This window comes from Streptomyces collinus (assembly GCF_031348265.1).
Lineage (GTDB): Bacteria > Actinomycetota > Actinomycetes > Streptomycetales > Streptomycetaceae > Streptomyces > Streptomyces collinus.
In genome coordinates, this window is the sequence record NZ_CP133771.1 from 6,748,867 (window position 1) to 6,769,676 (window position 20,810).

Sequence of the window (20,810 nt, forward strand, 5' to 3'; positions counted from 1 at the left end):
GGAGCGATGGCACGACTGGCGGGACGGCGGGCCCTGTTCGCCGTCCCCGTCCTGCTCGTCGTCACCTTCGGCGTGTTCGCCATCGCCGCCGCCTCCCCCTTCGACCCCGTCAAGGCCTACGCCGGCACCGCCGCGCTCGGCGCCGACCAGCAGACCCTGGACCGGCTGCGCGAGAACCTCGGCGTGGACCGGCCCTTCGCCGCCCGCTGGTGGCACTGGCTGACCTCCGCCCTCACCGGCGACCTCGGCCACTCCAGCGTCATGCGGCAGCCGGTCGCCCAGGTCATCGGCGAACGCCTCGTGTGGTCCGCGCTGCTCTGCGCGGTCGCCTTCGCCGCCGCCGTGCTGGTCGGCACGGTCCTCGGCGTGCTCGCCGCCCGCCGCCCCGGCTCGCTCGTCGACCGGACCGTCACCTCCCTCGCCTACACCCTGGAGGCGGCACCGGTCTTCTGGATCGCGCTGCTCGCCATCTGGCTGTTCGCCCTCCAGTGGGACGTCCTCCCGGCGGGCGGCCTGACCGACACCGGCAGCGAACAGGTCACGCCAGGACAGGTCACGAGCCATCTCCTCCTGCCCGCAGGTGTCCTCGCCGTGTCCCAGCTGCCCTGGTTCACCCTGTACGTGCGCCAGGGTGTCGGCGACGCGCTGGCGGAGGACCCCGTACGCGGCGCCCGCGCCCGCGGCCTGAGCGAAGGCACCGTCCTGCTCGGCCACGCCCTGCGCTCCGGGCTCCTTCCGGTGCTCACGCTCATCGGCTCCCGCGTGCCCGAACTGATCACCGGGGCGCTGCTGGTGGAGAGCGTCTTCAGCTGGCCGGGCATCGCCGCGGCCACCGTCGAGGCGGCCACCGCCGTCGACTTCCCGCTGCTCGCCGCCCTGACGACCCTGGCCACCGCCGCCGTGCTCGCCGGGAACCTGCTCGCCGACCTGCTCTACGGACTGTTCGACCCGAGGGTGAAGCTCAGTGACATGTGACGCACCCGCGCCCGCCGCCGCCCCGGAGCGGACCGAGTGGCGCTCGCACGGACCCCGGCGCCGCTCCACCCGCGCCCTGCGCGTGCGCACCTCCGCCGTGCTGGTGGCCGCGACCGTCCTCGCCGTGCTGCTCGTGCCGCTGCTGGTCCAGCTCGACCAGCAGGCCGTCGACCTCGCCGCCAAGCTGCAACCACCCTCCTGGACCCACCCGTTCGGCACCGACGACGTCGGCCGCGACCTGCTGCTGCGCTGCGTCTACGGCCTGCGCGTCTCACTGCTCGTCGGCGTCGCGGCGGCGCTGACCGCGACCGTCGTCGGCACGGCCGTGGGCGCCGCGGCCGGGGCGCTGGGCGGCTGGGCCGACCGGGCCCTGATGCGGGTGGTCGACACGTTCTCGTCCGTGCCGCATCTGCTGCTCGGCATCTTCATCGTCGCCATGTTCCGCCCCGGGGTGTGGCCGGTGGTCATCTCGGTCGCACTGACCCACTGGCTGTCCACGGCCCGGATCGTCCGTGCCGAGGTGCTCTCCCTGCGGTCCAGGCCGTACATCGACGCCGCCGTCTCCGGCGGGGCGTCCCGGTGGCGGGTGACCGTACGGCACCTGCTGCCCGCCGTCCTCCCCCAGGCCGCGCTCGCCGCCGTGCTGATGGTGCCGCACGCCATGTGGCACGAGTCGGCGCTGTCCTTCCTCGGACTCGGGCTGCCCACGCACACGGCGAGCCTCGGCACCCTCATCCAGAGCGCCCGCGGCTCCCTCCTCGCCGGCCAGTGGTGGCCGACCCTCTTCCCGGGTCTCTTCCTCATCGTCCCCACCCTCGCCATCGCCGGACTCGCCGGCGCCTGGCGCGAGCGGATCAACCCCCGCCACCGATCGGAGCTGATGCTGTGAGCGCCGGTATGGAGTCCATGACCCCCGTGCTGTCGGTGCGCGGACTGTCCGTGCGGTTCCTCATGCCCGGCGGACGCCGCGTCGCCGCCGTCACCGACGCGCGCTTCGACGTGGCGCCCGGCGAGTGCCTGGCCCTGATCGGGGAGAGCGGCTGCGGAAAGTCCGTGCTGGCCTCCGCCCTGCTCGGCCTGCTCCCCGGCAACGCCCAGACCGCCGGTTCGGCCCTCCTCGGTGACCTGGACCTGCTCACGGCCGGCGAGCGGACCCTCGCCCGCACCGTACGAGGGCGGCTCATCGGCCTCGTACCGCAGAGCCCGGCCGCCCACCTCACCCCGGTCCGCACCGTCCGCTCCCAACTGGAGGAGACGGTCGCCGCGTTGACCGCGACCCGGGGGCGCGCCGCCCTGCGGGCCGCCGCAGAGGCCGCCGCCGAACGGGCCGCGTTCCCCGCCGACCACCTCGACCGCCACCCCCACCAGCTCTCCGGCGGTCTCGCCCAGCGCGCCGCCACCGCCCTCGCCCTGGTCGGCGACGCACCCCTGCTGCTCGCCGACGAACCCACCACGGGACTCGACCGCGACCTGGTGGACCGTACGGCCGACGAACTGCGGCGGCACGTCGACGACCCGGGCCAGGGCGGCCGCGGGCGCGCCCTGCTGATGATCACCCACGATCTGGCGGCCGCGGAGCGCATCGCGGACCGGGTCGCGGTCATGTACGCCGGGCGGATCGTCGAACTCGCCGACGCAGCGGCCTTCTTCGGCTCACCCGGGCCCCGCCACCCCTACAGCCGCGGCCTTCTCCAGGCCCTGCCCGACCGCGCCTTCACCCCCATCCCCGGCATGCCGCCCGAACTCGGCGACCTCCCGGCCGGCTGCGCCTTCGCCGCCCGCTGCGACCGGGCCACCGACACCTGCGCGACCGAGCCGCCCGCCGGAACGGTCGCCTGCCACCATCCGCACGTGCCGGAGGACGTCCGTGCTTGAACTGCGCTCCATCACCGCCGGATACGCCAGGAACGCCCCGGTGGTGCGGGACGTGTCCCTGACCGTCGCGCCGGGCGAGTCCGTCGGTCTGCTCGGCCCGAGCGGCTGCGGCAAGTCCACCCTCGCGCGGGTCGCGGCCCTGCTGCACCGCCCCGACGCCGGCACCCTGCTCCTCGACGGCGAGCCCGTACGGCGCTGGCGCCACCACGCCCCACGCGAGAAGCGCACCGCCTTCGGGGTCGTCTTCCAGCAGGCCAGGCTCTCCGCGGACCCGCGGCTGCCGCTCACGGACCTGATCGCCGAGCCCCTGCGCGCCACCGGCCGCGGTGCGGAAGTCCCCGGCCGGATCGCCGAGTTGGCCCCCGTGGTCGGTCTCACCCCCGACCTGCTGACCCGGCGGCCGCACGAGGTCAGCGACGGTCAGCTGCAACGCGCCTGCCTCGCCCGGGCGCTGGTGCTGCGCCCGCGCATGCTGGTGTGCGACGAGATGACCGCGATGCTCGACGCCTCCACGGCCGCCGCCCTGGTCGCGGCCGTCGAGGACTACCGGGCCGCGACGGGCGCCGCCCTGCTGGCCGTCGGCCACGACCGCACCCTGCTCCGGCGCTGGTGCGACCGCACCGTCCAGTGGGACAGCCTGACCTGAGGCGCTACTCCTGTACGTGCCGGATGGCGTCCAGCACGATGTGCGCCACATGGTCGTCGGTGAGGGTGTACCGCGTCTCTCGGGCCTGACGCCGGGCGGTGACGATCCGGGAGGTGCGCAGCACCCTCAGGTGCTGGGAGACCAGCGGCTGGCTGACACCGAGGGCGGTCACCAGTTCATGGACGTACTTCCCGCCGCCGGACAGTTCCCGCACGATGCCCAGCCGTACGGGCGAGGCCAGGGCGCGCAGCAGCTCGCCGGCCGCCTGGAGAGTCGGATCCGGTTCGTCCGTCGGGGGAGTGGGCGTCGTTGTCATATGCATACATTAGCATATGACAACGATTCCCAGTTCTGGTTCTTCGTCCGGCTGGGCCCTAGGGGCGACTGCCGTCAGTGGTCGTCCCAGTGTCCCTCGTGGGCGGCGTGCCGGTGGCCGTCGTGCACGTAGTCCGTGTGGTCGTCGTGCCGCACGGCCAGGTGGCCGCAGTCGTCGCCGTGCTCGTGGTCGTGGTTCTGGTGCACCGCGTGGCCGTCGGTCGCGCACTCGTCGGTGTGGCCGTCGTGCGTGCGGTGGATGTGGCCGTCGTGGGCGTAGTCGGTGTGGTCGCGGTGGGTGAAGGCGAGGTGGCCGCAGTCGTCGCCGTGGGCGTGCGCGTGGTCGTCGTGGGTGATGTGCTGGGCGGTGGTCATGGTGGAGCTCCTTGCGTGTGCTGGCGCCGGCCGCGACGTGTCGACCTGGGCCGGACATGGCGACATTAACATATAGCGATTCCTGCATGTATTGTCGGAGGACCCGCCACGGCCCGCCATCCGGGGCGGGGCGTACGGGTGAATCGCCGGTCTCTCTAGCGCACCGCCACGACCACGCAGCTGTCGCCGTACTGCCACACCGGGCCGGCCGTGGCGAAGCCGGACTGCCCAAGGAGCTCCAGGTGGGCGGAGAGGGGGAGTTCGGCGGGGCGCGTCGTGCCCAGGGAGGCTTCGCGGCGCCGGCGCTCGGCGAGGAGGTCGGTCAGCTCCGGGTCGTCGCCGACCGCGGCCCACCAGGAGCCCCAGTCCTCGTGGGCGAACACGCGCTGCCGGTCGGCCCGGCACCGCCCGACATGGGCGGCGATCCCCGCCGGGCTCGTCTCACCCTGGGGGAGATGGTCGCCGTTGACGAGGACGCCCCCGGGGCGCAGCAGCGCGGCGAGCTGCCGGTAGGTGCCGAGCAGGGTGTCGCGGTCCAGGTAGTGCAGGGCCGTCGTGGAGACCGCCGCGTCCAGGGGCCGGTCCAGTTCCAGGGCCCGCACCCAGCCCGGCGCGCCGATCTCCGCGTCGACGTAGCGGGCCGCGTCCGGGTGGTGGGTGCGGCCCAGCTCCAGCAGGACGGGATCCCGGTCCACGGCCACGATCTCGGCGTCCGGCAGCCGCCGGATCAGCCGGGCCGCGAGGGAGCCGGGCCCGCAGCCCAGGTCCACCACGAGAGGCGGGGCCGCGCGCCCCGCCGTGACGTGCTCGACGACATCGGCGATCACCGTGAACCGCTCCTCGCGGTCGACGGCGTACCGCTGCTGCTGGAGCTCCCAGCGCTCCACCCATCGCTCCGCCGTCGCCAGACTCAGCCCCATCCGGTCGCGCCACCTCGCCGTCTCGCACCTGACTCGTTACGGCCCGAGCCTACAGGTGGAAACGGTTCCCATTATGCCCAGTCGGCTGTGTCACCGGAGTGACGCGAGAACGGACAGCAGCCGGTCCACCTCCTCCACCGTGTTGTACACATGCAGGCTCACCCGCACCGAACCGGTCTTCTCGCCCGCGTCGCCCTGGCAGTGATGGTCGGAGCGCACCATGAATCCGTGGCTGAACAGGATGAACCCCAGGTCGCCCGAGTCGACTGCGCGGTGCCGCAGCGTCACGATGCCCTGGCGGCGCTGCACGGCCGAGTCGGCGGCGAGGCTGAGCGGGCAGCCGAGGATCTCGTAGGCGTCCAGCCGGCGCAGCCCCTCGGTGAGCCGGACCGCCAGGTCGGTCGTCCAGCGCTCGATCCGGTCGACACCGGCCGCCTCCAGCCAGTCCAGGGCCGCTTCGAGCGAGGCGATGCCCACCGTGTTCGGGGTGCCGCTCCACCCGCCGGGCACGAACTGCGGCCCGCGCGCCTGCCGGGCCCAGACCGCCCCCGAACCGGGCAGGGCCAGCGCCTTGTGACCGGAGAACACCACGAAGTCGACGTCCAGCTCCGCCACGGACACCGGCAGATGACCCACACTCTGCGCGGCGTCCAGGCAGATGACCGCGTCCGGGCCGACGGCCTCACGGATGCGGTGCACGTTCATGTCGCCGCCGTAGACGTGGTGCACATGGGTGGTGGCCACGAACCGGGTGCGCGGCCCGGCCCGTTCCGCCAGCGCCCGGTGGTCGTAGTCCCCCGAGCCGCTCTGGTACGGCATCGGCACCACCCGCACGTGCACCCCCTCCCGCGCCAGCGACTGCTGCGCCTCCAGCCAGGGCACGATGTTCGCCCGGTGATCGGCGTCCGGCACGACGATCTCGTCGCCGTCGCGCAGGAAGCCCGGCAGCCAGTCGCGGGCGATGGTCCGCAGCCCCTCGGTGGTGCCGCCGGTGAAGTGGACGGCGGAGCGCTCCGGCCGGTCGTCCCCGAGGAACCGGGCGACGCGCCCGCGGGTGCGCTCCACCAGCTCCGTGGTCCGGTTGGCCCAGGTGTAGGTGCCGCGCGCCGAGTTGGCGTTGGAGGTGGTCAGATACGTCTGTACGGCGTCCAGGACGGCCTGCGGCTTCTGCGCCGTGGCCGCGCTGTCCAGGTACGCCAGCTCCGGATGCCCGGTGACGATGGGGAACTGGGCGCGCAGCGCCCGCTGCCACCGCTCCTGCTCCTCGCGGCTGCTCGGTGTGTTCACGCCGGTCAGTCCCGCACCAGGGGCGCGCCCGCGTCCCGCCAGGCGATGATGCCGCCGGCCAGGCTGCGTACGTCCGGATGGCCCATCCGGGTCAGCAGCGCCCCGTACCGGGCGGACTGCTCACCGACCGGGCAGGCCAGCAGCACCGGCTGACGCCGGCTGAACGGCAGGCCGCCCCGCACGAGTTCCGCGAACAGCTCGTCGACGATGTTGACCGAACCGTCGATGTGCAGCGCCGCGTACGCGTAGGGGCTGCGCAGGTCGACCACGAGCGGCCGGTCGGTCTCGATCCAGCGCCGGGCCTCGGCCACGGTGACCGACGGCGCCCCGCCGACCTCGGCCTCGGACAGGTCGGCCGGTGAGTTCCTCCGGGGCGGGCGGCCCAGCAGATCGGGCCGCCGCTGCCGGACGTAGCTCAGATAGCTCTCCACCCGGTCGCAGACGATGAACACCGCGGTCCGCCGCTCCTCCGACTCCGCGTCCAGCGCCCGCAGATGGCGGACGGCGCCGAAGTAGGCCGCCCCGCCGGTGGGCCCGCCCAGGATGCCGCAGCGTCGGTTCAGGGTCAGCATCCCCTCGATCGCCTGGTCGGCGGTGACCGACTCCATCGTGTCGTACGTCTCCGGGTCGAACAGACCCACCTCCTGCACCTCGTCGATGGTGCGGATGCCGGGGATGAAGTCGGACTTGGCCGCCACGAGCCCGACCACCCGCACGGAGGGATCCTCCTCGCGCAGCGCGCGGGCGACGCCCGTGGAGGACCCGGCCGTGCCCACACAGGCGACGAACCAGTCCGGGACGCGGCCGTCCAGGTCCTTGACGATCTCCGGTCCGGTGCCGGTGAGATGGGCCTCGGTGTTGCGCGGGTTGAAGTACTGGTCGGTGTGCAGATAGGCGCTGCCCGAGGCGGCGAGCGTGCGGTGGAACAGGGTCAGCGGATCGTCCGTGGCGGTCGGGTCCAGGCACTCGCTCTGCCCCGGCAACTCCTCGATCTCCGCCCCGAGCAGCAACAGCAGGTCCTTGATCTCCGGGACCCGCATCCGGTTGGTGACGCTCTTGAAGCCCAGGCCGTGCATGCCCGCGATGACCGCGAGGGCCTTGGCCGTGTTACCGCTGGACAACTCGACCACCTGACTGCCGTGTTCGACCGCCTCGGCCAGCAGGGGTCCCGCCATGCTCCAGGCGGCGCGGTCCTTGACCGAGCCGAAGGGGTTGAGCATTTCGAGCTTGGCGTACAGATCGATGGTGCGCAGGCCGTGCACCGCCGGGTCTATCCGCACCAGAGGGGTGTTGCCTATCGCCTCGGTGATGCTGTCGTACCTCACTGAGCTCCCCTCGCGGGCGTGATCGGCCAGAACTGGTCGTCGAGGCACCAGCGCCAGGCATCGCCGTCCTGCCAGGCGGCGACCTTGCCGGCGGCGGGCTGGTGCTGGGCGCGGGTGGCGTGGAAGTCCATGGCGTAGCCGGCGGTGTTGGCGAAGGCCAGCAGGTCGCCGGGTTCCGGGCGGCGCGGCAGGAACACCGTGCGCCGGGTGATCAGGTCGGTCTCCAGGCAGAGGCTGCCGAAGAGATGCACGGCGACGGGCACGTCCCCCGGCCCGGCTCCGCCCCGGGGGACGACCACGGGGTCCATGAGCACTCCGTGGTCCTCCAGCGCGATGTCGTCCGCCTTCGCGGCCAGCCGTACGAGCAGTTCCCCGCCACCCTCCTGGGTGCGGACCTCCAGGACACGCGCGAGGGTGAGTCCGCACTGGTCCAGCAGCGCCCGGCCGGGCTCGGTGTGCAGGTCGTACAGGTGCTCCAGCAGCAGCGCTGCCAGCGGGCGCCCGCCCAGCGAGGCGGCGGGCCGGGCCAGCAACTCGTCCAGGTAGGCGGCGCCGGCCACGGACCGGTATGCGGGGTACAGACCGAGCGTGCCGCGCAGGGTGCCGGACTCGTTGCGCAGCCCGTAGCCGTGCCCGCCCCACGTCAGAGGCGGACGCCGGCCGAGGACGGCCGCGGTCAGCGCGGTCGTGTACGCCTCCCACTGCTCGCGCTCGGCGAGATAGCCGATGCCGAACCCGCCGCCGATGTCCACGGCCCGCGGCCGCAGCCCCCGGCTCCGGCACAACTCCAGCGCGGCCAGGCTCCCTTCGAGGGCGGTCGCCTTCTCCGTGACGCTCGTCGTGTCCAGATGGAAGGCCACCCCCGCCGGATCGACCGCGTCGGCGTGCCGCTCGACCGCCTCCAGCAGCAGCTCCAACTCCCTTACGGGCGTGCCGAAACGGCTGCGCCGGCTCAGCACCTTCACCCCTGACGACTCGAAGCCCGACAGCCGCAGCAGCACCCGCACCGGGGCGAGCGTGTGCTTGCGCACCAGGGCGGCGAGCTGGTCCAGCTCGGCGACGGCATCGACGCTGACCGTGACACCCGCACGGGCCGCCAGCCACAGGAACTCCGGGTTCTTCGGCCCCGTGGCCGTGATCCGGCCGGCACTGAACCCGGCACCCAGCGCGTGCTGCAACTCGCCCAGCGACGCGACGTCCACGCCCGCGTCCGTCGCGGCGAGCCGCCGCAGCAGCGCGCTGGACCGGTTGGCCTTGTGGGCGTAGAAGACCTGGCCCGACAGGTGGTGCGAGCGGTACACCGACCGGAACCGCTCCAGGTTCTCGGCGATCTGGTCCGGCACCACGACGTGCAGGGGTGAGCCGAGTGCGTCGACGATCGAGTGCAGCGTGCCGTGCGCCGCCACGAGCGACCTCAGCCGTGGCTCCAGCCGCGGTTCGAGATACAAGGGCCGGCCGTCCATGCGCGCTCCCCCTCCTGAGGCCGCCGCACCCGTCATCCGGGCACGTCGGACACTCCCCGCGTATCGCCGTATAGCCCATATCCATTCTTCGGTCGCTTTACGCCCTGTAAGGCCCGGGCCCAGGGCCTGGGCCGGTGTGAAGCGGATCACGGGCCGGGCCGCGGCGCGCGCCGGGCGCGAGGCGGCGGCATCCGCGGTTCACGGCTCGTCGCGGGCACGCCCCGTGCGGCACGCATGTGCCTGACGCCCCGCGGGCACCCCGGCCGGAGACCGGCGCCGACCGTCCGAGGAGGGACGTGGACCGGCATCCGCGCCGGCTCGTCACCCCCTCGCCGCCCTCGGTGAGGGGCTCGGCTCCCGGTAGCAGACCGGTGACATTCGGGACGGACCCGTAGCGGGCCGGCAGGGCAACGCATGCGGCCGGTGACGGGTCGTACTGGGGGCAAGGGCAGAAGCCCGGGCAGCCGACCGGGAAAACCGGGGGAACCAATGGGGGAGACCATGAAGATCCGTGCCCGAGGAATGCGGCAGAACCGAGGCATCCGCACCACCGTGGCCGCGCTGGCGGCCGTCGCCGGTGTGGCCGCAGCCGCCGTCCCGGCCGTCGCCGCCACCGCACCGGCCTCCGGTACGCCCCGTTTCCTGGAGCCGGCCGAACTGCCGCCGCACCCGACGTCGCCCTGGTACGCCGGTCCGGTCACCGCCGGTCAGCCCGACCCGCTGCCGGTCTGCGTGGGCGACGCGCTGCCGTCCATCACCACGCACCGGGACTACTGGACGGAGTACGACACGAACGCCCAGCAGATCACGGTCGTGGAGCGCAGCGAACAGCGGGCGAAGAACTTCGCGGCACTGCTGCGCAAGGACCTCGCCGGCTGTGCGAAGAAGCTGATGCAGCAGGACCCGGACATCACGGCGACGCAGAAGTACTACGGCCGGCTGAACGTCGAGGAGGGCGCCGACGTCTACGGCATCCACACCGCCTCCGCCTGGGGCTCCTCCGACATCGGCCTCTTCTCGGTCGGCCGCGACGGCACGACCGTCACGGTCGTCCGCTGGGGCCAGATGGGCAATTTCCAGCACGCGCAAGTGGCGGACTTCAAGGCCACGACGGTGACGGCGGTGAACAAGCTGTACTGACGGCTCAGCCCCGGGGCGGCTCGGCCGGGGCGTCGTACACGAGGAGCCCGTCAGCGCGCAGACGGGCTCCCGGTGTCGGCGAATGGGCACTCAGACGCCCGTCGTGCATGAGGTGGTGGGCCGGTGCGCCGCGGGCCAGTACCGCGAAGTCGGCGATCAGCCGGCGGTGACAGCGCCACCAGACCGCCTCGCTGCACATCACGGCCGTGCGGGCGCCCGCGGCCTCGTGCAGCAGGCGGTCCATCGCGGTGACGAACTCGGGGGAGCGGGTGTGGGCGGCGTAGCCGCGGAAGGACGCGTTGCGCCACACCACGTCCGGACTGTCCGCGGGCAGGGGGCGGAACCCTCCCAGTGCGGGTTCCCACCGGTAGGTGATGCCGGCCGCCGGCATCCACTCGGCGAGCCGCTCCCGCAGCAGGTCGGGGTCCCGCCGGCTGCCGGGAGCGGTCCGCACGTCCACGACGGCCGTCACCCCGGCACCGTGCAGCAGCTCGCCGATCCGGTCCCGGCCGGCGGTGCTGTGCCCGAAGGTCAGCAGAAGCGCGTCCACAGGAGCGGACTTTCCCGTTCCGGCGGGCCCACACCTGAGGACGCGCTTCCGGTCAGATGTCCCGGAACGTCTCGATCTGCGCCCCGACCGAGTTCAGCCGTTCCGCCAGGTCCTCGTAACCCCGGTTGATGACGTACACGTTGCGCAGCACCGACGTGCCCTCGGCGGCCATCATCGCCAGCAGGACGACCACCGCGGGGCGCAGCGCCGGCGGGCACATCATCTCGGCGGCGCGCCAGCGGGTCGGGCCCTCGACCAGGACGCGGTGGGGGTCGAGGAGCTGGAGCCGGCCGCCGAGGCGGTTCAGGTCGGTCAGGTAGATCGCGCGGTTGTCGTAGACCCAGTCGTGGATGAGGGTCTGGCCCTGGGCGACCGCCGCGATGGCCGCGAAGAACGGGACGTTGTCGATGTTCAGGCCGGGGAACGGCATGGGGTGGATCTTGTCGATCGGCGCCTCCAGCTTGGAGGGCCGGACGGTGAGGTCCACCAGCCGGGTACGGCCGTTGTCGGCGAAGTACTCGGGCGTCCGGTCGTGGTCGAGGCCCATCTCCTCCAGGACCGCCAGCTCGATCTCCAGGAACTCGATCGGCACCCGGCGCACCGTCAGCTCCGACTCGGTGACGACGGCCGCCGCGACCAGGCTCATCGCCTCGACCGGGTCCTCGGAGGGGGAGTAGTCCACGTCGACGTCGATGGTCGGGACGCCGTGCACGGTGAGCGTGGTGGTGCCGATGCCGTCGACCTTGACGCCGAGGGCCTCCAGGAAGAAGCAGAGGTCCTGGACCATGTAGTTGGACGAGGCGTTGCGGATGACGGTGATGCCGTCGTGCCGGGCGGCGGCGAGCAGCGCGTTCTCGGTCACCGTGTCGCCGCGCTCGGTCAGGACGATCGGGCGGTCGGGGCTGATCGCACGGTCGACCTGGGCGTGGTACTGGCCCTCGGTGGCGGCGATGTCCAGGCCGAAGCGGCGCAGCGCGATCATGTGCGGCTCGATGGTGCGCGTGCCGAGGTCGCAGCCGCCGGCGTACGGCAGCTTGAAGTGGTCCATGCGGTGCAGCAGCGGGCCGAGGAACATGATGATGGAGCGGGTGCGGCGGGCCGCGTCCGCATCGATCGCCGCCAGGTCCAGCTCGGCCGACGGCACGATCTCCAGGTCGACGCCGTCGTTGATCCACCGGGTGCGCACGCCGATGGAGCCCAGCACCTCCAGGAGGCGGTACACCTCCTCGATGCGCGCGACGCGGCGCAGTACCGTGCGCCCCTCGTTGAGCAGTGAGGCGCACAGCAGCGCCACGCACGCGTTCTTGCTCGTCTTCACGTCGATGGCACCGGACAGCCGGCGCCCGCCGACCACCCGCAGATGCATCGGACCGGCGTAACCGAGCGACACGATCTCGCTGTCGAGGGCCTCCCCGATGCGCGCGATCATCTCAAGGCTGATGTTCTGGTTGCCGCGCTCGATCCGGTTGACGGCGCTCTGGCTGGTGCCGAGCGCCTCGGCAAGCTGCGACTGCGTCCAGCCTCGGTGCTGCCGGGCGTCACGGATGAGCTTGCCGATGCGTACGAGGTAGTCGTCTGCCATGAGGTTGAGGTTATCTCAGATATGAGATGACACCCGACCGGGGGGTCCGAACGGGTGACGGGACGTCAATCCCGCCCGGCATCCTCAGTGCCGGCGCGCCCTCGTGGTGCGCCGCCACCCGAAAGGTCCGGGCAGATCCATCGATGTCGTGCGACGTCCTGTGCTGCTGCGGGTGTAGCGCGGGCCGTTCTTTCCGCCGCCGGTGGTGATGGACCAGGAGCGCTTGTTGATGTTCAGGCGCACCCCCGGAAGGATCCGGAAACTCTTGCGGAACGTGAGCGGCATGCCTGTCTCCTCTTCCGTGTGCGGGGAATCCGGTTCGGATACCTGGTTCGGATACCCGGGAAAAGGGCGCGCATGACCGCAGGGTGGGCGCCGGGGCATGACCATCCGGCGCTCGTGTACTAGAGTTATCTCGACATCGAGATATCTGCCGAGAGAGCACCGCAAGCCGCCACCCTCGGTAAGGCATACCTAACTTAGCCTTACCTTAGCGGATCGGCCGAGATGCCGTGGCGGCAGGATCGTGGTGGTACGCGCACATCAATGAAGGAGACTGTCGTGTCGGCGAACAGCTTCGACGCCCGCAGCACGCTGCAGGTGGGCGACGAGTCGTACGAGATCTTCCGGCTGGACAAGGTGGAGGGCTCGGCTCGCCTGCCCTACAGCCTCAAGGTCCTGCTGGAGAACCTGCTCCGCACGGAGGACGGCGCGAACATCACCGCCGACCACATCCGTGCCCTCGGCGGATGGGACTCGCAGGCCCAGCCCAGCCAGGAGATCCAGTTCACGCCGGCCCGCGTGATCATGCAGGACTTCACCGGCGTTCCCTGTGTCGTGGACCTCGCGACCATGCGTGAGGCCGTCAAGGAGCTGGGCGGCGACCCGGCGAAGATCAACCCGCTGGCGCCGGCCGAGCTGGTCATCGACCACTCCGTCATCGCCGACAAGTTCGGCACGAACGACGCCTTCAAGCAGAACGTCGACCTGGAGTACGGCCGCAACAAGGAGCGCTACCAGTTCCTGCGCTGGGGCCAGACCGCCTTCGACGAGTTCAAGGTCGTCCCGCCCGGCACCGGCATCGTCCACCAGGTGAACATCGAGCACCTGGCCCGTGTCGTGATGGTCCGCGACGGCAAGGCCTACCCGGACACCCTGGTCGGCACCGACTCGCACACCACCATGGTCAACGGCCTCGGCGTGCTCGGCTGGGGCGTCGGCGGCATCGAGGCCGAGGCAGCCATGCTCGGCCAGCCGGTCTCCATGCTCATCCCGCGCGTCGTCGGCTTCAAGCTGACCGGTGAGCTCCAGGCCGGCACCACCGCCACCGACCTCGTCCTCACGATCACCGAGATGCTGCGCAAGCACGGCGTCGTCGGCAAGTTCGTCGAGTTCTACGGCGAGGGCGTCGCCGCCACCTCGCTGGCCAACCGCGCCACCATCGGCAACATGTCGCCGGAGTTCGGCTCCACCGCCGCGATCTTCCCGATCGACGACGAGACCATCAACTACATGCGGCTCACCGGCCGCAGCGAGCAGCAGCTCGCGCTGGTCGAGGCGTACGCCAAGGAGCAGGGCCTCTGGCTCGACCCGGCCGCCGAGCCCGACTTCTCCGAGAAGCTGGAGCTCGACCTGGCGACGGTCGTCCCCTCCATCGCCGGCCCGAAGCGCCCGCAGGACCGCATCGTCCTCGCGAACGCCGCCGAGCAGTTCAAGACGGACGTACGCAACTACGTCGACTCCGTGGACGAGGCCGGCCAGGAGTCCTTCCCGGCCTCCGACGCCCCGGCCGTCGCCCCGAACGGCGCCCCGTCCAACCCGGTCACCGTGACCGCCCCCGACGGCACGACGTACGAGATCGACCACGGCGCGGTGACGGTCGCGGCCATCACCTCCTGCACCAACACCTCCAACCCGTACGTCATGGTCGCCGCCGCCCTGGTGGCCAAGAAGGCGGTGGAGAAGGGCCTGACCCGCAAGCCGTGGGTCAAGACCACCCTCGCCCCGGGCTCCAAGGTCGTCACCGACTACTTCGAGAAGGCGGGCCTGACCCCCTACCTCGACAAGGTCGGCTTCAACCTCGTCGGCTACGGCTGCACCACCTGCATCGGCAACTCCGGCCCGCTGCCGGAGGAGGTCTCCAAGGCCGTCAACGACCACGACCTCGCGGTCACCTCGGTCCTCTCCGGCAACCGGAACTTCGAGGGCCGTATCAACCCCGACGTCAAGATGAACTACCTGGCGTCCCCGCCGCTGGTCGTGGCCTACGCGCTCGCCGGCTCCATGAAGGTCGACATCACCCGGGACGCCCTGGGCGCCGACCAGGACGGCAACCCGGTCTTCCTGAAGGACATCTGGCCGACCGAGGCCGAGGTCAACGAGGTCGTCGCCAACGCCATCGGCGAGGACATGTTCTCCAAGTCCTACAGCGACGTCTTCGCGGGCGACGCCCAGTGGCAGGCGCTGCCGATCCCGACCGGTAACACCTTCGAGTGGGACGCCGAGTCGACCTACGTCCGCAAGCCCCCGTACTTCGAGGGCATGGCCCACGAGCCGGCCCCGGTCGAGAACATCTCCGGCGCCCGCGTGCTCGCCAAGCTGGGCGACTCGGTCACCACCGACCACATCTCCCCGGCCGGTGCCATCAAGGCCGACACCCCGGCCGGCAAGTACCTCACGGAGCACGGCGTCGAGCGCCGCGACTTCAACAGCTACGGCTCGCGCCGCGGCAACCACGAGGTCATGATCCGCGGTACGTTCGCCAACATCCGCCTGCGCAACCAGATCGCGCCGGGCACCGAGGGCGGCTACACCCGCGACTTCACCCAGGCCGACGCGCCGGTGTCGTTCATCTACGACGCCTCGCAGAACTACCAGGCCGCCGGTATCCCGCTGGTCGTCCTGGCCGGCAAGGAGTACGGCTCCGGCTCGTCCCGCGACTGGGCCGCCAAGGGCACCGCGCTCCTCGGCGTCAAGGCCGTCATCGCCGAGTCCTACGAGCGCATCCACCGCTCGAACCTCATCGGCATGGGCGTGCTCCCGCTGCAGTTCCCGGAGGGCATGTCGGCCGCGTCCCTCGGCCTCACCGGTGAGGAGACCTTCGACTTCACCGGCGTCGAGGAGCTCAACAACGGCACCACCCCGCGCACGGTGAAGGTCACCACCGACACCGGCGTCGAGTTCGACGCGGTCGTCCGCATCGACACCCCCGGCGAGGCGGACTACTACCGCAACGGCGGCATCATGCAGTACGTGCTGCGCAGCCTGATCCGCAAGTAAGCGGACCGCCACGGCAGTTCGAGGGCCGCGTTCCCGGGAGACCGGGGGCGCGGCCCGCGCCGTTCTCGCGGCGCGGGCGGGTCACTCGCCGCGGTACTTCGCCGCCGCGGCCTGGGCGAGGTCCTGCGCCTTCTCCAAGGCCGTGTCCACCGACTGCCGCCCGGCGATGGCCGCGGCGATCTGCTCCGAGACCGCTGTCCCCAGCACGGCGAACTCGGGGATGCCCAGGAAGCCGATGCCGTCGTAGGGGCGGGGGCCGACGCCCGGGTTCTGCGGGTCGGCGGAGTCCGTCGCCGCCGTGAACTCCTGCCGGTACCAGGCAGCGGCCGCCTGTTGGTACTCGGGCTTCTCGTAGAGCGACATGCGGTTCCCGGCGGGGGCCGAGGTCCAGCCCACCTCCCGGCCGACCAGTTCCTGGAACTCCTTGGAGGAGGCCCAGGAGATGAACTCCCAGGCGGCGTCCTTGTTCTCGGCCGCCTGCTGGATGCCCCACGCCCAGGTCCACAGCCAGCCGGCCTTCTCGGTCCGGTCGTGGGGGGCCGGGACGTAACCGACCTTGCCCTTGACCGCGGAACTGTCGGCCTCGATCGACGAGGCCAGCGACGTGGCGTCGTACATCATGGCGCACTTGCCCTGGACGAAACGGTCCAGGATCTCCAGCACACCCATCCGCTCGGCGCCGGGCTGGCCGTGGGAGCGGAGCAGGCCGACGTAGAACCCGACGGCCTTCTTGAACTCCGGTGAGGTCAGGCGCGCGTTCCAGTCCATGTCGTACCAGTGGCCGCCGAAGGTGTTGACGACCGTGTTGATCGGGGCGAGGTTCTGGCCCCAGCCGGGCAGACCGCGCAGGCAGATGCCGCTCGCGCCGTCGGTTCCGTCGACCCGGGCGGCGAGGTCGGCGACCTGCTGCCAGGTCGGGTTCGGCGGCATCGTCAGCCCGTCCTTGCGGAACAGGTCCTTGCGGTACATCAGGAAGGAGCCCTCGCCGTAGAAGGGCTCGGCGTAGAGCTTGCCGTCCTCCCCGGTCAGCGAGGACGCGAGGTTCGGGAAGACGTCGTCCTGGTCGAAGTCCTTGTCGGCCTTCACATAGGAGTCCAGCGGGGCTAGCCATCCGTTGTCCGCGTAGATCGGCACCTCGTACGCGCTGACGCTGGCCACGTCGTGGTTGCCGGCCTGGGTCGCGAACTCGCGGTTCATCTCCTCCCGTGCCTCGTTCTCCGGCAGCAGCGTGTAGTCGACGGTGATGCCGGTCTCCGCCGTGAAGTGCTTCTTGGTGAGCTTCTTCAAGGTCTGGATCTGAGGCACGTCCGTCGCGAGCACACTGAGGTCGGCCTGCTCCTCGCCACCTGGCAGATCGGTGTCACCGCATCCGGCGAGGACCAGACCGGCGGCGACCGCGACGGCCACGGCCGCCTGAGTGAGGCGGCTGCGTTTCATGACATCTCGCCCCTTACCCACCTTTGCCATTTGTTAGGCATTTCATAAGAAACGGATTGATGGGCGACTTCCGGGCGCCGACTGCGGGGCGCCCGGCGGTCACGGCCGGCCGCGTCTGGCCTGGGAGCGTCTGGACAGCGCGTCGGCCGCGACGGCGGCCAGCAGCACCCCGCCGGTGATCATGAACTGCACGGCGTCCTGGACGCCCAGCAGCCCCATGCCCGAGGCGATCGACTGGATCACCACCACACCGAGCAGCACCGACCAGGGCGAGCCCCGCCCGCCGAACAGACTCGTCCCGCCGATGACGGCCGCCGCGATCGCGTTGATCAGCAGCATCCCCGAACCGGCGGCACGCGCCGTCGTGGGGCTCGCCGAGGTCAGCCCCGACGCCACGAACAGCCCGCCGACCGCGGCCAGCGTCCCCGACACCATGAACATCGCGACCCGCACCCGCTCCACCCCGATGCCGGCCCGCCGGGCCGCCTCGACCCCGCCGCCGAGCGCGTACACCCGCCGCCCGTAGCGGGTGCGGCGCAGCACGTAGTCCGAGACGACCAGGACCACCAGGAAGATCAGCAGGGCGAGCGGCAGTCCCTGGAACCGGTTGAGGGTGACGGCCGCCGCGAAGGACACCACCGCGAGGAGCCCCGTGCGCAGCCAGACCTCGCCCTCGGACGGGTAGGGCATCCCGGCCGCCCGGTGCCGGCTCCGGCGGCGGCGGGCGGCCAGGACGTACCCGGCCGTGCCGAGCCCCGCGACCGCGTACGCCGCCAGGTCGTCGCCGAAGTGGTGGCTGGTCAGCGAGGCGACCAAGCCCTCCTCGTCGATGTTGATCGTGCCGCTGGCTCCCAGCAGGTAGAGCGTCAGGCCGTTCCAGATCAGCAGCCCGGCCAGCGTCACCACGAACGCGGGCACGCCGAGCCAGGCGTGGAAGACCCCGTGGAAGGCGCCCACGGCCGTCCCCGCGGCCACCGCCACGATCACCGCCAGCCACTCCGGCACCCCGTGGTTCACGTTCAGCACGGCGAACGCCGCCCCCGCCAGGCCGCTGACCGAGCCGACCGACAGATCGATCTCCCGGATCAGCAGCACGAACACGATGCCGACGGCGACCAGGCCGGTCCCGACGATGTCCACGCTGAGGTTGGACAGGTTGCGCGGCGAGAGGAACTTGTCGTCCAGCCCCTGGAAGACGATCCAGATCACGATGAGCCCGGCGATGACCAGGAGCGGCCCCCGCTCCCCGTCGCGCACGCCGGCGCGGACGTCCAGGGCGTACTCCCGCAGGTTGTCCTGCCATCCGCGGGTGCGCCGGCCGCGGCCGGTGGTGACCGGTCCGGCGCTGCCCGGCCCGGCCGGTCCGCCGTCCCGGTGCGGCCCGCCGCGGCTCACGGCCACGCCTCCTCGTCGCCCTTCGTGCGGTGGGCCACGGCGTTGTCCGCCGCCCCCGTGACGGAGGAGATGATCTGCTCCTGGGTCACCGTGCTCACGTCGAACAGCCCGTTGTTGCGTCCCAGCCGCAGCACGGCCACCCGGTCCGCGACGGCCTTGATGTCGCCCATGTTGTGACTGATGAGGATGATCGCCATACCGCGGTCGCGCACCTCCTCGATGAGGTCGAGCAGATGGCTGGTCTGCTCGACGCCGAGGGCCGCGGTGGGTTCGTCCAGCAGCAGCACCTTGGGCGCGCCCATGAGCGAGCGGGAGATCGCCACGGCCTGCCGCTGCCCGGCCGACAGCGCGGCGACCGGCACCCGCACGTCGGGGATGCGGATCGACAGGGCGCGCATCAGATCACGGGCACGGCGCTCCATCTCGACCTCGTCGAGGACGCCCACCCGGTCGATCTCGCGGCCGAGGAAGAGATTGCCGACGACGTCCAGGTTGTCGCACATGGCGAGGTCCTGGTACACGGTCGCGATGCCGAGCGCGTGGGCGTCGTGCGGGCGTTTGATCTGCACGAGACGCCCCTCCCACTCGATGACGCCCCGGTCGGCGGGGCTGACCCCGGAGATCACCTTGACCAGCGTGGACTTGCCCGCTCCGTTGTCGCCCGCCAGGGCCACGACCTCACCGGCCCGGACCTGCAGGTCGACGTCGACGAGCGCCTGCACGCCGCCGAACCGCTTGGTGATGCCGCGCAACGCCAGGACGGGGGGATGGGCCACGGGGAACCACCTCGCTCACCGGGTGAGCCCGGCCCGGGCGCAGTCCGGGCGGAGCTTCGGGGTGCAGATCTGGTCGATCGTGTAGACACCGTCCCGGACGAGCGTCCGGCCGATGGTCTCGCGGGTCACGGCGATCGGGTCGAGCAGCACCGCCGGGACGTCCTCGGTCGTGGGACTGTCCACCTGCGCCGTGACCAGGGCGTCGACGTCATTGCCGCGCGCCAGGGCCACGGCCATCGCGGCGGCCGCCTCGGTCTCCAGCCGGAACGGCTTGTAGACGGTCATGTACTGCTCGCCCTTGACGATCCGCTGCACCGCGTCCAGGTCGGCGTCCTGGCCGGTGACCGGGGGCAGGGGCGCGACACGGGCGCTCTTCAGCGCCGAGATGACACCGGCCGCGATCGAGTCGTTGGCGGCGAGCACCCCCTCGATCCGGCTCGGGCCGAGGGCGCTGATCGCGGCGGACATGTGGTCGTGCGCGTTCTCCGTACGCCACCCGATGGTGTCGTACGACTTCAGGATCCGCACCCGGTTCCGCAGGACGGCCAGGGAACCGCCCTCGTACCAGGCGGCGTTGGGGCTGGACGGGTCGCCGTTCATCATGACGACACCGCCGCCGTCGGCCCTGGCCCCCATGCCCTCCAGGAGCGTCTGGCCCTGGAGTCTGCCGACCTGCGCGCCGTCGAAACTGACGAAACCCGAGATCGGGCCCTCGGCGAGCCGGTCGTAGGCGACGACCGGAATGCCCTCGCGCTCCGCCGCGCGCACCGTGGAGCGCAGGGCCTTGGGGTCGACGACGTCCAGGATCAGCGCCGAGACCCCCCGGGTGATCATGGAGGTCATCTGCTGCCGCTGGCTCGCCGCGTCGTTCTCGGCGTTGGCGTACACGAGCGTGCAGTCGGGGCACAGCTCCTTCAGCCGCTTCTCGATCAGGGGCTTGTCGGACTTCTCCCAGCGGGGCACGGCCCGGCTCGGCAACAGCAGCCCGACGGTCAGCCCGCCCTCGCCCTCCCCGCCGCTGTCGGTGCACCCGGCGAGGGACACGGCCAGGAGGAGCGCCAGCAGCACGGCGGCGCCGCGCAGGGCGAGACCACGCATCAGGGACCTCCCTCGGGGGGCCGGTTCCGGTGCGGGGGCGTGTCTGCGACCCCGTCGCCGATGTGTTCCATGGCCCGGTCGAGGCCGACGGCCTGCTCGCCTTTGCGGCTTGCCGCCCGCTCGCCCTTGTGGCCTGCCCTCTGCTCGCCTTTGCGGCTTGTCGCCTGCTCGTCGTGGCGGCCTGCCGTCTGCGTGTCCTGGCGGTCAGTGGCGTGGTCGTCGTGGCGGTTCGTGGCGCGGCTGCTGTCGCTGTCGATGTCGCTTTCGCGGCCGGCGGCATGGTCGTCATGGCGGTCCGCGACACGGCCGTCGTGACCGCCCGCCGTCCGGTCTTCGCCACGGTGCCGGCTCTGGCCGCGCGACTTGCGGCGG

Annotated in this window: 19 protein-coding genes; 6 read left to right on the plus strand and 13 right to left on the minus strand. The window is 71.7% G+C overall.

Features of this window, described 5'->3' with window-relative positions:
* The first annotated feature begins 6 nt into the window (after nt 1-6).
* Genes RFN52_RS30680 through RFN52_RS30695 form a run of 4 tightly spaced genes read left to right on the plus strand, consistent with a single transcriptional unit; the run spans nt 7 to nt 3,496 of the window.
* Entirely contained in the window at nt 7-975 is a 969-nt protein-coding gene (locus tag RFN52_RS30680) for an ABC transporter permease (protein ID WP_184850990.1), read from the plus strand.
* On the plus strand, nt 965-1,864 hold the full coding sequence (locus tag RFN52_RS30685) for an ABC transporter permease (RefSeq protein WP_184850992.1): 900 nt from the start codon (nt 965-967) through the stop codon (nt 1,862-1,864). The genes RFN52_RS30680 and RFN52_RS30685 overlap by 11 nt, the downstream gene beginning before the upstream one ends.
* An 8-nt stretch (nt 1,865-1,872) precedes the next feature.
* Complete coding sequence (locus RFN52_RS30690; protein ID WP_373308451.1) at nt 1,873-2,850, plus strand: ABC transporter ATP-binding protein; 978 nt, start codon at nt 1,873-1,875, stop codon at nt 2,848-2,850.
* Nucleotides 2,843-3,496, plus strand: a complete 654-nt coding sequence (locus tag RFN52_RS30695) for an ABC transporter ATP-binding protein (RefSeq protein WP_184850996.1) — start codon at nt 2,843-2,845, stop codon at nt 3,494-3,496. The genes RFN52_RS30690 and RFN52_RS30695 overlap by 8 nt, the downstream gene beginning before the upstream one ends.
* 4 nt (nt 3,497-3,500) lie before the next feature.
* On the opposite strand, the gene RFN52_RS30700 is transcribed toward RFN52_RS30695, so the two are convergent.
* From RFN52_RS30700 to RFN52_RS30725, 6 genes are all read right to left on the minus strand, one after another.
* Nucleotides 3,501-3,812 carry an ArsR/SmtB family transcription factor gene (locus tag RFN52_RS30700; RefSeq protein WP_184850998.1) on the minus strand — a complete coding sequence of 104 codons (312 nt, stop codon included), beginning with the start codon at nt 3,810-3,812 and terminating at the stop codon, nt 3,501-3,503.
* A 74-nt stretch (nt 3,813-3,886) separates the two neighbouring features.
* On the minus strand, nt 3,887-4,186 hold the full coding sequence (locus RFN52_RS30705) for a hypothetical protein (protein ID WP_184851000.1): 300 nt from the start codon (nt 4,184-4,186) through the stop codon (nt 3,887-3,889).
* A 155-nt stretch (nt 4,187-4,341) separates the two neighbouring features.
* A complete protein-coding gene (locus tag RFN52_RS30710) occupies nt 4,342-5,106 on the minus strand; it encodes a class I SAM-dependent methyltransferase (protein WP_184851002.1) in 765 nt (254 codons plus the stop codon).
* Nucleotides 5,107-5,196: 90 nt separating this feature from the next.
* On the minus strand, nt 5,197-6,393 hold the full coding sequence (locus RFN52_RS30715; protein ID WP_184851004.1) for an aminotransferase class V-fold PLP-dependent enzyme: 1,197 nt from the start codon (nt 6,391-6,393) through the stop codon (nt 5,197-5,199).
* Nucleotides 6,394-6,398: 5 nt separating this feature from the next.
* The gene (locus RFN52_RS30720) at nt 6,399-7,718 is read right to left on the minus strand and encodes a pyridoxal-phosphate dependent enzyme (protein ID WP_184851006.1); all 1,320 of its coding nucleotides are present in this window, start codon (nt 7,716-7,718) and stop codon (nt 6,399-6,401) included.
* Nucleotides 7,715-9,181, minus strand: coding sequence for an alanine racemase (locus tag RFN52_RS30725; protein ID WP_184851008.1), 1,467 nt, complete (start codon nt 9,179-9,181; stop codon nt 7,715-7,717). The genes RFN52_RS30720 and RFN52_RS30725 overlap by 4 nt, the downstream gene beginning before the upstream one ends.
* Nucleotides 9,182-9,670: 489 nt before the next feature.
* On the opposite strand from RFN52_RS30725, the gene RFN52_RS30730 reads away from it, so the two are divergent.
* Nucleotides 9,671-10,321 carry a hypothetical protein gene (locus RFN52_RS30730; RefSeq protein ID WP_184851010.1) on the plus strand — a complete coding sequence of 217 codons (651 nt, stop codon included), beginning with the start codon at nt 9,671-9,673 and terminating at the stop codon, nt 10,319-10,321.
* A 4-nt stretch (nt 10,322-10,325) separates the two neighbouring features.
* Here the strand turns inward: RFN52_RS30730 and RFN52_RS30735 are convergent, their stop codons facing one another.
* The 3 genes from RFN52_RS30735 to RFN52_RS30745 form a co-directional block, all read right to left on the minus strand.
* On the minus strand, nt 10,326-10,871 hold the full coding sequence (locus RFN52_RS30735; protein WP_184851012.1) for a DUF488 domain-containing protein: 546 nt from the start codon (nt 10,869-10,871) through the stop codon (nt 10,326-10,328).
* 52 nt (nt 10,872-10,923) lie between these two features.
* The gene (locus RFN52_RS30740) at nt 10,924-12,453 is read right to left on the minus strand and encodes a helix-turn-helix domain-containing protein (protein WP_184851014.1); all 1,530 of its coding nucleotides are present in this window, start codon (nt 12,451-12,453) and stop codon (nt 10,924-10,926) included.
* 84 nt (nt 12,454-12,537) lie between these two features.
* Entirely contained in the window at nt 12,538-12,738 is a 201-nt protein-coding gene (locus tag RFN52_RS30745) for a DUF4236 domain-containing protein (RefSeq protein ID WP_184851016.1), read from the minus strand.
* 276 nt (nt 12,739-13,014) lie between these two features.
* Between RFN52_RS30745 and acnA the strand changes: the two genes are divergently transcribed.
* Nucleotides 13,015-15,732 (plus strand): aconitate hydratase AcnA, encoded by a 2,718-nt coding sequence (acnA, locus tag RFN52_RS30750; RefSeq protein ID WP_184851018.1) that lies wholly within the window; start codon nt 13,015-13,017, stop codon nt 15,730-15,732.
* An 81-nt stretch (nt 15,733-15,813) separates the two neighbouring features.
* Here the strand turns inward: acnA and RFN52_RS30755 are convergent, their stop codons facing one another.
* The 4 genes from RFN52_RS30755 to RFN52_RS30770 form a co-directional block, all read right to left on the minus strand.
* Complete coding sequence (locus RFN52_RS30755) at nt 15,814-17,169, minus strand: ABC transporter substrate-binding protein (RefSeq protein WP_184851020.1); 1,356 nt, start codon at nt 17,167-17,169, stop codon at nt 15,814-15,816.
* 99 nt (nt 17,170-17,268) lie between these two features.
* Entirely contained in the window at nt 17,269-18,564 is a 1,296-nt protein-coding gene (locus RFN52_RS30760; RefSeq protein ID WP_184851022.1) for a sugar ABC transporter permease, read from the minus strand.
* Nucleotides 18,561-19,340, minus strand: a complete 780-nt coding sequence (locus RFN52_RS30765; protein WP_184851024.1) for an ATP-binding cassette domain-containing protein — start codon at nt 19,338-19,340, stop codon at nt 18,561-18,563. Before RFN52_RS30765 ends, RFN52_RS30760 begins: the two co-directional genes overlap by 4 nt.
* Before the next feature lie 15 nt (nt 19,341-19,355).
* Complete coding sequence (locus RFN52_RS30770; RefSeq protein ID WP_184851026.1) at nt 19,356-20,438, minus strand: substrate-binding domain-containing protein; 1,083 nt, start codon at nt 20,436-20,438, stop codon at nt 19,356-19,358.
* Nucleotides 20,439-20,810 lie beyond the last annotated feature (372 nt).

What these genes read in the sequence shown, in the direction of transcription:
- RFN52_RS30710 (WP_184851002.1), bottom strand. Translation starts at nt 5,106, where the DNA reads ATGGGGCTGAGTCTGGCGACGGCGGAGCGATGGGTGGAGCGCTGGGAG.
- RFN52_RS30730 (WP_184851010.1), top strand. Translation starts at nt 9,671, where the DNA reads ATGGGGGAGACCATGAAGATCCGTGCCCGAGGAATGCGGCAGAACCGA.
- RFN52_RS30700 (WP_184850998.1), bottom strand. Translation starts at nt 3,812, where the DNA reads ATGACAACGACGCCCACTCCCCCGACGGACGAACCGGATCCGACTCTC.
- RFN52_RS30690 (WP_373308451.1), top strand. Translation starts at nt 1,873, where the DNA reads ATGGAGTCCATGACCCCCGTGCTGTCGGTGCGCGGACTGTCCGTGCGG.
- RFN52_RS30705 (WP_184851000.1), bottom strand. Translation starts at nt 4,186, where the DNA reads ATGACCACCGCCCAGCACATCACCCACGACGACCACGCGCACGCCCAC.
- RFN52_RS30725 (WP_184851008.1), bottom strand. Translation starts at nt 9,181, where the DNA reads ATGGACGGCCGGCCCTTGTATCTCGAACCGCGGCTGGAGCCACGGCTG.
- RFN52_RS30680 (WP_184850990.1), top strand. Translation starts at nt 7, where the DNA reads ATGGCACGACTGGCGGGACGGCGGGCCCTGTTCGCCGTCCCCGTCCTG.
- RFN52_RS30755 (WP_184851020.1), bottom strand. Translation starts at nt 17,169, where the DNA reads ATGAAACGCAGCCGCCTCACTCAGGCGGCCGTGGCCGTCGCGGTCGCC.
- RFN52_RS30770 (WP_184851026.1), bottom strand. Translation starts at nt 20,438, where the DNA reads ATGCGTGGTCTCGCCCTGCGCGGCGCCGCCGTGCTGCTGGCGCTCCTC.
- RFN52_RS30740 (WP_184851014.1), bottom strand. Translation starts at nt 12,453, where the DNA reads ATGGCAGACGACTACCTCGTACGCATCGGCAAGCTCATCCGTGACGCC.
- RFN52_RS30745 (WP_184851016.1), bottom strand. Translation starts at nt 12,738, where the DNA reads ATGCCGCTCACGTTCCGCAAGAGTTTCCGGATCCTTCCGGGGGTGCGC.